This is a genomic window from Vulcanococcus sp. CPBay_Sum15L08_68 (genome assembly GCF_017855895.1).
Lineage (GTDB): Bacteria > Cyanobacteriota > Cyanobacteriia > PCC-6307 > Cyanobiaceae > Vulcanococcus.
In genome coordinates this window covers 1-8,762 of record NZ_JAFMFX010000071.1, presented here as the reverse complement: position 1 = coordinate 8,762, position 8,762 = coordinate 1, and the positions used below count along the sequence as shown (strand labels likewise).

The 8,762-nt window shown below is 65.3% G+C and carries 6 protein-coding genes; 2 read left to right on the top strand and 4 right to left on the bottom strand.

Annotation, left to right across the window (positions count from 1 at the left end; all coding sequences use genetic code 11):
- Both holA and QZ189_RS09785 read left to right on the top strand, forming a co-directional pair.
- The coding region (gene holA, locus QZ189_RS09790; protein WP_296421647.1) for a DNA polymerase III subunit delta at nucleotides 1-782 on the top strand (782 nt) is incomplete at its 5' end.
- A 32-nt stretch (nucleotides 783-814) separates the two neighbouring features.
- Nucleotides 815-2,638 (top strand): aspartate kinase, encoded by a 1,824-nt coding sequence (locus QZ189_RS09785; RefSeq protein WP_296421646.1) that lies wholly within the window; start codon nucleotides 815-817, stop codon nucleotides 2,636-2,638.
- Here the strand turns inward: QZ189_RS09785 and purF are convergent.
- The 4 genes from purF to dnaN are packed head-to-tail and all read right to left on the bottom strand — an operon-like array spanning nucleotide 2,635 to nucleotide 8,447.
- A complete protein-coding gene (purF, locus tag QZ189_RS09780; RefSeq protein ID WP_296421645.1) occupies nucleotides 2,635-4,164 on the bottom strand; it encodes an amidophosphoribosyltransferase in 1,530 nt (509 codons plus the stop codon). The genes QZ189_RS09785 and purF overlap by 4 nt on opposite strands.
- Nucleotides 4,165-4,175: 11 nt before the next feature.
- A complete protein-coding gene (gene purL, locus QZ189_RS09775) occupies nucleotides 4,176-6,515 on the bottom strand; it encodes a phosphoribosylformylglycinamidine synthase subunit PurL (protein WP_296421644.1) in 2,340 nt (779 codons plus the stop codon).
- Between the two features lie 49 nt (nucleotides 6,516-6,564).
- Nucleotides 6,565-7,320: a hypothetical protein gene (locus tag QZ189_RS09770; RefSeq protein ID WP_010314158.1), complete on the bottom strand. Its 756-nt coding sequence runs from the start codon at nucleotides 7,318-7,320 to the stop codon at nucleotides 6,565-6,567.
- Entirely contained in the window at nucleotides 7,317-8,447 is a 1,131-nt protein-coding gene (gene dnaN, locus QZ189_RS09765) for a DNA polymerase III subunit beta (protein ID WP_296416487.1), read from the bottom strand. The genes QZ189_RS09770 and dnaN overlap by 4 nt, the downstream gene beginning before the upstream one ends.
- Between the last annotated feature and the right edge of the window lie 315 nt (nucleotides 8,448-8,762).

Below are 8,762 nucleotides of genomic sequence, written 5' to 3'. Positions count from 1 at the left end.
TGCAGCGCAGCCCCTTCTGCAATCAGTGCCCGGCTGATCTGGCGGAGCAGCTGGAGGCCAGCCTCAATCTGGTGGCGGAGCAGTGCCATCTGGTGTTGGTGAACGCCGCCAAACCGGATGGGCGGCTCAAGACCACCAAGGCCCTGCAAAAACTGGTCAAAAGCGGCGAAGCCCAGGAGCGCAGCTTCCAGCTGCCAGCGATCTGGGATGGATCAGGGCAAGTGGAGTTGGTGCAACGCACAGCCCAGGAGCTGGGCCTGAAACTGCAGCCCGACGCTGCCCAAGCGCTGAGCGATGCCATCGGTAGCGACAGCGCCAGGCTGGCGAGCGAACTGGAAAAACTCTCCCTCTACGCCGGAGCAGGCCAGGCCATCACAGCCCAAGCCGTGGACGCCCTGATCGGCAGCCAGGCCACCAATGCCCTCCAGGTGGGTGATGCCCTGCTGGCTGGACAACCTGCAGCAGCCGTGGCGCTGGTGGATGTGCTGCTGGCCGCCAATGAGCCCGCCCTACGGATCGTGGCCACCCTCTGCGGGCAAATCCGCGGTTGGCTTTGGGTGAGCCTGCTGGATCAGCAGGGCGAGAACGATGTCAATGCCATCGCTAAAGCCGCCGGCATTGGCAATCCCAAGCGGATCTACGTGATGCGCAAACAGATCCGAGGCCGCAAACCCGAACGCTTCCTCGCTCTACTCAGTCAGCTCCTGCAGGTGGAGGCCAGCCTCAAGCGCGGCGCCGACCCCGGTGATGCCTTCCGCGACGGGTTCCTACTGACGCCATAGGACAATCGTCGATCACGCACTTGCGCCCACCCATGGCCCTGCTGGTCCAGAAATTCGGCGGCACCTCCGTGGCCGATGTGGAGCGCATCCAGGCCGTGGCCAAGCGCATTGCCGCCAGCAAAGAGGACGGCAACGATCTGGTGATCGTGGTCTCGGCCATGGGGCACACCACCGATGAACTCACCGGGCTCGCCCAGGCCATCAGCAGCAACCCGCCCCAGCGGGAGATGGACATGCTGCTGGCCACCGGGGAGCAGGTCTCGATCGCGCTGCTCTCGATGGCCCTGCATGCCGAGGGCATCCCGGCGGTCTCGATGACCGGACCCCAGGTGGGGATCCTGACCGAATCCGCCCACGGCCGCGCCCGGATCCTGGAGATCAAAACCGAGCGGGTGCGCCGGCTGCTGGATGACGGAAACGTCGTTGTGGTCGCCGGATTCCAGGGCACCAGCAACAGCCTCTCAGGGGTTCCCGAGATCACCACACTGGGCCGCGGCGGCTCAGACACCTCCGCTGTGGCCCTGGCCGCGGCGATCGGAGCCGATGCCTGCGAGATCTACACCGACGTCCCCGGCGTCCTGACCACCGATCCCCGCAAGGTGGCCGATGCCCAGTTAATGGAGACGGTGACCTGCGACGAGATGCTCGAGCTGGCGAGCCTGGGAGCCGCTGTCTTGCATCCCCGCGCCGTCGAGATCGCCCGGAACTACGGCGTGCCCTTGGTGGTGCGCTCCAGTTGGAGCGATGCACCGGGCACGTTGCTCACCAGCGACAGCACCAGCCATCGCGGTAGCGGTGAGGGCCTGGAGCTGGGCAAGCCCGTCGATGGCGCGGAGCTGGAGACGGATCAGGCCGTGCTCGCCCTCTCCCATGTCCCCGATCGCCCAGGGGTCGCGGCTCAACTGTTTGAAGCGCTCTCGAATGCGGGCTTGAGCGTGGATCTGATCGTGCAGTCCACCCACGAGGGCAGCAGCAACGACATCGCCTTCACCGTGGCTGAGGCGCAACTGGAGGAGGCCAAGGCGGTCTGCCAAAACGTCTTGGACGCCATGGATGCCGCCGCGGCCGGCGCCACCCTGAGCACCCAGGCCGGGATGGCCAAGCTCAGCATCGCTGGCGCCGGAATCATGGGCCGTCCGGGGGTGGCAGCACGCCTGTTCGACACCCTGGCCAAAGGGGGCATCAACCTGCGCCTGATCGCCACCAGCGAAGTCAAGGTGAGCTGCCTGGTCGCCGGGCATCAGGGCAACAAGGCCCTGCAGGCGGCAGCCCACTGCTTTGAACTGAACGAGCGGCAGCTGCATCTCAACCCGGCCCCCTCTGGAGCGGGTCAACCGGAGGTGCGCGGTGTGGCCCTTGATCGGGACCAAGCCCAAGTCGCCGTGCGGCGCATTCCCGATAAGCCGGGAACGGCCGCGGCGGTTTGCCGTGCTCTCGCGGACGCCGGGGTGAGCCTGGACGCCATCGTGCAGTCCGAGCGCACCCATGGCTCAGGGGAACAACTCAGCCGCGACATGGGCTTCTGCCTCAAGCGCGAGGACCTGAGCCGGGCGCGAACCGCCCTGCAACCGCTGCTGAATCAGTGGCCCGGCGCCAGCTTTGAGGAAGGAATGGCGATCGCTCGGATCAGTGCCGTCGGTGCGGGCATGCCCTGCACCGCTGGAACGGCCGGTCGGATGTTCCGTGCGCTGGCGGATGCTCAGATCAACATCGAGATGATCGCCACCAGCGAGATCCGCACCAGCTGTGTGGTTCCCGAAGGGGAGGGCATCAAAGCCCTGCAGGTGATCCACGACGCCTTCGGCCTCGGGGGCGAGGTAAAGCACCAGGCCCAGGGAACCGAGGCGCCGGTTTAGACCGTTGCGGCGATGCCGGCAGGCTCAAGCATCAGCTTGCTGCCGCTGACGGAGGAGTCCATCTCAATCGGATAGGCCCCGTCAAAGCAGGCGGTGCAGAAGTTCTCGGCGTTGGCGTGGGCCGCCTCAACCATGCCCTCTTTGCTCAGGTAGGCCAGGGAATCCACGCCCAAGTGGGCGGAGATCTCCTCGAGGGTCAGTCGGGCCGCGATCAGCTGGTCCTGGGTATCGGTGTCGATCCCGTAGAAGCAGGGGTGGGTCACCGGCGGTGAGCTGATGCGCATGTGCACCTCGGTCGCACCGGCATCGCGGATTGCCGCCACCAACTTGCGGCTCGTGGTGCCGCGGACGATCGAGTCATCGATCACCACCACGCGCTTGCCGGCTAGGACATCCGGCAGGGGGTTGAGCTTGACGCGAATACCGGCTTCGCGCATGGCCTGGGTGGGCTGAATGAAGGTGCGGCCGACGTAGCGGTTTTTGATCAGCCCGTCACCGAAGGGGATGCCGCTGTACTGGGAATAGCCAATCGCGGCGGGGATCCCGGAGTCAGGAACACCGATGACGATGTCCGCTTCGATCGGGGTTTCGCGGGCCAGCACCTCGCCGATACGAACCCGGTAGCTGTAGAGGGATTCGCCGAAGAAACGGCTGTCGGGCCTGGCGAAATAGATCATCTCGAAGACGCAGAGCTTGGAGGGCTCCTCCACCCAGCGGCTGCGGACCGGCTCGGACTCACCGAGACGGAAGTGGACGATTTCGCCGGGCTCGATGTCCCCATCGAAGCTGGAGCCAATGATGTCCAGGCCGCAGGTCTCGCTACTCACCACCCAGCGGGCTTCGCTGAGCTCACCCATGTGACCAAACACCAGGGGGCGAATGCCATGGCCGTCGCGCAGGGCAAACAGGCCTTCGGGGGTGCCGATCACCAGGCTGAAGGCGCCGCGGCAGCGTCCGGCTGCCGAGCGAATGGCGCTGTCCCAATCACTGCCGGCATTCACGGCCTGCTGAATCGCAAAGGCGATCAGCTCTGAATCAGTCGTCGAGGTGAATTCCGCTTCGGGCAGATCGCTGGCCAGGGCCGTCCGCAGTTCCCCGGCGTTCACCAGGTTGCCGTTGTGGGCAAAGGCCATCGGGCCCAGCCGGGTGTTGAGCAACACCGGCTGGGCGTTGCAGGCCTTGCTCGAACCCGTCGTGGAATAGCGGTTGTGGCCGATGGCGAGCTGGCCGGGGAGGCGCTCGAGGACTTCGGGGGTGAACACCTTGCTCACCAGGCCCATGTCCTTATGCAGGCGCACCTTGGGGGCACTGCCGGGTTCCGCGTCAAAGACGGCGATGCCCGCCGATTCCTGACCGCGGTGCTGAAGGGCGTACAGGCCGAAGTAGGTGAGGTTGGCCACCGGCTGGTCACTGGCCAGCACCGCAAACACGCCGCAGGCCTCTTCCGGCTTGTCGGGACGATCGAGGCTGGGTGTGGCGTCCGTCACAGCAAGTCCCAGCTTCAGATTTCCTTCAACATTGTGCATCAGGGTTCTCCTCAAGCCGTCGGAGGCAGGTCGACGCCCATGCGCCGCGGAATCGCCTGCTCAAAGCGCTCACGCATCTGGGCAATGGGCGTGGTGAGCAGGTTGGCGCCCGCCTGGGTGATCGAGAGCTCACTGTCGTCCTCCACCACACCGAGGCACTGCGCCGGAATGCCGCTGGCATCCACAGCCTCCTGCCAAGCGACCGTTTGAGCCGGGGAGACGCTGACCAAGATGCGGGCGCCGCCTTCGGCAAACAGCAGGCGATCGAGGCGAGCAGCGCTGGAGGGAAGTTCCAGGTGGGCACCCAAGCCAGAGGCCATGCAGCACTCCGCAGCGGCCACGGCCAGACCGCCATCGCTGAGGTCATGGGCCGACTTCACCAGACCCTGGGTGATGGCCTGGCGCAGGAACGCCTGAACCGAGCGCTCCAGCTCCAGGTCGATCTCCGGCGGGCGCCCCGTCACGGCTCCATGGATTCGCTCGAGGTAGCTCGTGCCAGCCAGGCCCAAGCGGCCATCGGCTGGAGTCTCTCCCGCTTCCAAAGGAACACCGAGCATCCAGATCACATCGCCGGCGTCCTGCCAGGCCTGGCCGCGGACCTGGCTGAGGTCATGGACCAAGCCGACCATCCCCACCACAGGGGTCGGATGGATCGGCAGCATCGAGCCGTCGGGCATCCGCGTCTCGTTGTAGAGGGAGACGTTGCCGCCGGTCACCGGGGTATCCAGGGCCGAGCAGGCGGTGGAGAGACCGCGGCAGGCCATGGCCAACTGCCAATAGCCCGTTGCAGTCTCTGGGGAGGGGAAGTTGAGGTTGTCAGTGACCGCCAGGGGCTCAGCGCCCACGCAGCTGAGGTTGCGGGCCGCCTCGGCCACGGCCGCCATGCCGCCCCGCTCTGGATCCAGGGCCACCCAACGGTTGGGGCAATCCACCACCGCCGCCACACCACGGGTCGCGGCCTGGGTTTCAGCCTGGGGCCGCAGCCGCACCACCGCCGCATCGGCGCCGCCCGGGGGAACGACCGTGTTGGCCTGCACCTGGTGGTCGTACTGGCGATAGACCCAGCGCTTGGAGGCGATCGTGGGATCGTCCAGCAGGGTCAGCAGGGTCTCGCTCCAGCTGACTCCATTGATCCCCGAGGGGGATGCAGACGGGAGCTGGTCCTCAGACCAGCGCCAGTGCTCCTGAATGGGCGCTGGAGGCTCACTCAGCAGTTCATGGCGGTTGATCGGGGTGTCATCCGCCAGGGCGCTGGCGGGCACCTCAGCGGCGACTTCGCCGTTCTGAAGCACCCGAACGATGTTGTCCTCAAGGACGCGGCCCACCACGGCAGCCTGCAGGCCCCAACGGGTGAAGCGCTCCATCAGCGCCGCTTCCCGCCCGGGCTTCACCACGAACAGCATCCGCTCCTGGGACTCGCTCAGCAGGAACTCGTAGGGGGTCATCCCGGCCTCTCTGGCGGGCACGCGATCGAGGTCCAGCTCAATGCCCAGACCGCCCTTGGCGGCCATCTCTGAGCAACTGCAGGTCAAACCTGCGGCTCCCATGTCCTGCGCCGCGACAACATCACCGCTCTGGAAGGCATCGAGGCAGGCCTCAATCAGGCCTTTCTCCAAAAAGGGATCGCCGACCTGCACGGCCGGACGATCGTCCAGGGAGGCTTCCGTCAGTTCCGCCGACGCAAAGCTGGCACCGCCCATGCCATCGCGGCCGGTTGTGCTGCCGACGTAGACCACCGGGAAGCCGACGCCCTCGGCCCCGGAGCAGACGATCGTCTCGGTCTCCATCAAGCCCAGGGCCATGGCGTTGACCAGGGGGTTGCCGGAATAGCTGGCGTCAAAGGCCACCTCACCGCCCACCGTGGGCACACCGACGCAATTGCCGTAGTGGGCAATGCCCGCCACCACACCCTCCATCAGGCCGACGTTGCGCTCGTCCTCCAGCGGGCCAAAGCGGAGGGCGTTCAGCAGGGCAATCGGGCGGGCACCCATGGTGAAGATGTCCCGCAGGATGCCGCCCACGCCCGTTGCGGCGCCTTGAAACGGCTCCACCGCTGAGGGGTGGTTGTGGCTCTCGATCTTGAAGGCCAGGCGTTGGCCTTCTCCAAGGTCAACGACGCCCGCGTTCTCACCGGGTCCCACCAGGATCCGCGGGCCGGTCGTGGGGAAGCCCTGCAGCAGGGGTCTGGAATTGCGATAACAACAGTGCTCAGACCACATCACACCGAACATGCCGAGCTCAGCTCGGTTGGGGGCTCGGCCGAGGCGGCGGCAAATCTCGTCGTAGTCGGCTTGGCTGAGGTTCTCCTTTTTCAGCGCGTCAGCAACGGAGTAGTCAGGGGCTGCGACCACGGACCAGGGAGCGAGATCATTCCAGTCTCGCTGAGCGACTCACCCCCTCTCAAACCCAGGGATCGTCCTGGTGGCGGCGGGGCTGTGGCTCATCCGTTTCAGTCCAGTCATCCCAGGCCTCCTGGGATCGCGCTGGGCGGTCCAGGTCTGGTTCCCGCTCATCCCAGGGGGGTTCCTCCAACCACCCCTCGAGCCGCTCTTCGAAACGATCGCCGGCGTTCTGGACTTGATCGCGCCAGCGGGAGGTTTCCTCCTGCATCTGCTCGCGCCAACGCCTGGAGCGACGCAGGAACTCCTGACGAACACTGGCTTTCGCCAGGGGAAGGTCATCCAGACCCGACAGGGACGTGAAAACCGTTCCGGGTTGTTGATCGTTGATGCGCGCGGGGGCCAAGCGCCAACGACTGGTGCCGGGCAGTCTCGGATCACTGCGGGACACCAGGTAGTGGAGGATCTGACCACTACTGAGATCGACTGCCGCATCTGCGATCTGCCCCAGGGGTTCGCCGTCTTGGCCGAGGAGAGTCGCCTCGATCAAGGTGGGCAAGCGATCCATGGTGGCGATTTCGGTCGCAGCCGCATCCCCACGGACAAAGAGCTCCAGTTCCGCCAGACCGCACAACTGATTCAGGCGCCAGACCTCACGGCGATCACCCAAGGCGGATGGCTTGGAGAACCAGCCCAGGAGCCGATGCACCGGAGGGTGCATCCAAGCGGCGACACCAACCCCATGGTCGAGGCCTTGATCGCAGCGAACGCGGCGGCGCAGCAATTCGCTGAGCAGCAGCTGTTCGGGGAGGCTCACTGGCGGATCTGAACCGGCATCACCAAGTAGGTGAAGCTGGAGTCGTCTTGGGGAGCCAGCACCACCGGAGTGGTCGGGGCATTGCACTGGAGCTGGACCTGCTCGCAGCCCATGGCCTTCAGGCCTTCCAGGACGTAGCGGACGTTGAAGGCGATCTGGATGGCGTCGCCGCTGACCTGGGCTCCGATGGCCTCTGAGCCACTGCCCACGTCTTGCGCATCGGCACTGATGGACAGCTGACCGGCTGCGGGGTCGCTCGTGAGTTTGACGACGTTGTTGTGTTGATCGGCCAAGACCGCCACACGCTCCAGGGCGCTCAGGAGACCCTTGCGATCGACCTGAAGCTGGCGACCGAAGCTTTCGGGGATCAGCTGCCGGTAGTTGGGGTAGGTGCCATCGAGGCTGCGGCTGGTCAGGACCTGGTCAGCCCATTGGAAGACCACCTGACCGCGATCACAAAAGAGGCTCACGGCATCGCTGCCGCCGCGGCTGGAGAGCAAACGCTCCAACTCCCGCAGGGAGCGGGCGGGCACCGTCACATCCAGCTCCGCCTCACTGCTGGAGGCGTTCTGCAGACGCAGGACGGCCAGACGGTGGCCATCGGTGGCGGCGCATTCCAGACCGTTCTGATCCAGGCCCAGGTGAACACCGGTCAGCAGCTGCTTGGCCTCATCACCACTGCTGGCGAAGAGGGTTGCGCGCAAACCCTTGATGAGGACCTCGGGATCCAACTTGATCGGAGTTCCCGCTTGAGCCAGAGGGAGCTCAGGAAAATCATCGGCGGGCATCCCCCGCATCTGATAACTGCCCGAGAGGCTGGTCAACTCGACCTGCTCACTGCCGTCTTCGCAGCTGAGGGTGATCGGGCTGTCGGCCGGCATCCGCGAAACGATCTCACCAAAGAGCCGGGCGGGAAGGGTGATGGCACCGCTGGTGGCGACTGAGGCGCTCAGGCTGGTCTGGATGCCCAGGCTCAGATCGAATCCCGTCAAGCTCAGGCGACCCGTTCCGGCATCTGCGGTCAGCAGCACATTCGCAAGGACCGGATGGGTGGGACGTGCGGCAACAGCCCTGCTCACCAGTTGAAGACTGGAACTCAGTTCGGCCTGGGAGCAGACCAGCTTCATGGCAGGACTGAAGGGGCCTCCACGCTTCCACAACCCAAGCGGAAGCGCAACGGGTCGAGCGATCGGGTTCCCCGGCAATCCCCAGACGACCGATTAAGGATTAAAGGATCAAGAAGAAAGAAAACCCAATCCGTAGTCGTAGGTCTTGGGGAAACCCTGGGAAATCACCAACTCCTATTGACTGCAAAGGGTTTCGCTTCCCGCAGGCCTGTGGAACCAGGATCTGGACTGCGGACCATTGGAGCCCTTTCCTCCTTTTCCAGGGATTGTGGAAAAACGAGCGAGTTCCAGCGGTTTCTGGTTCTTGGTTTTTCC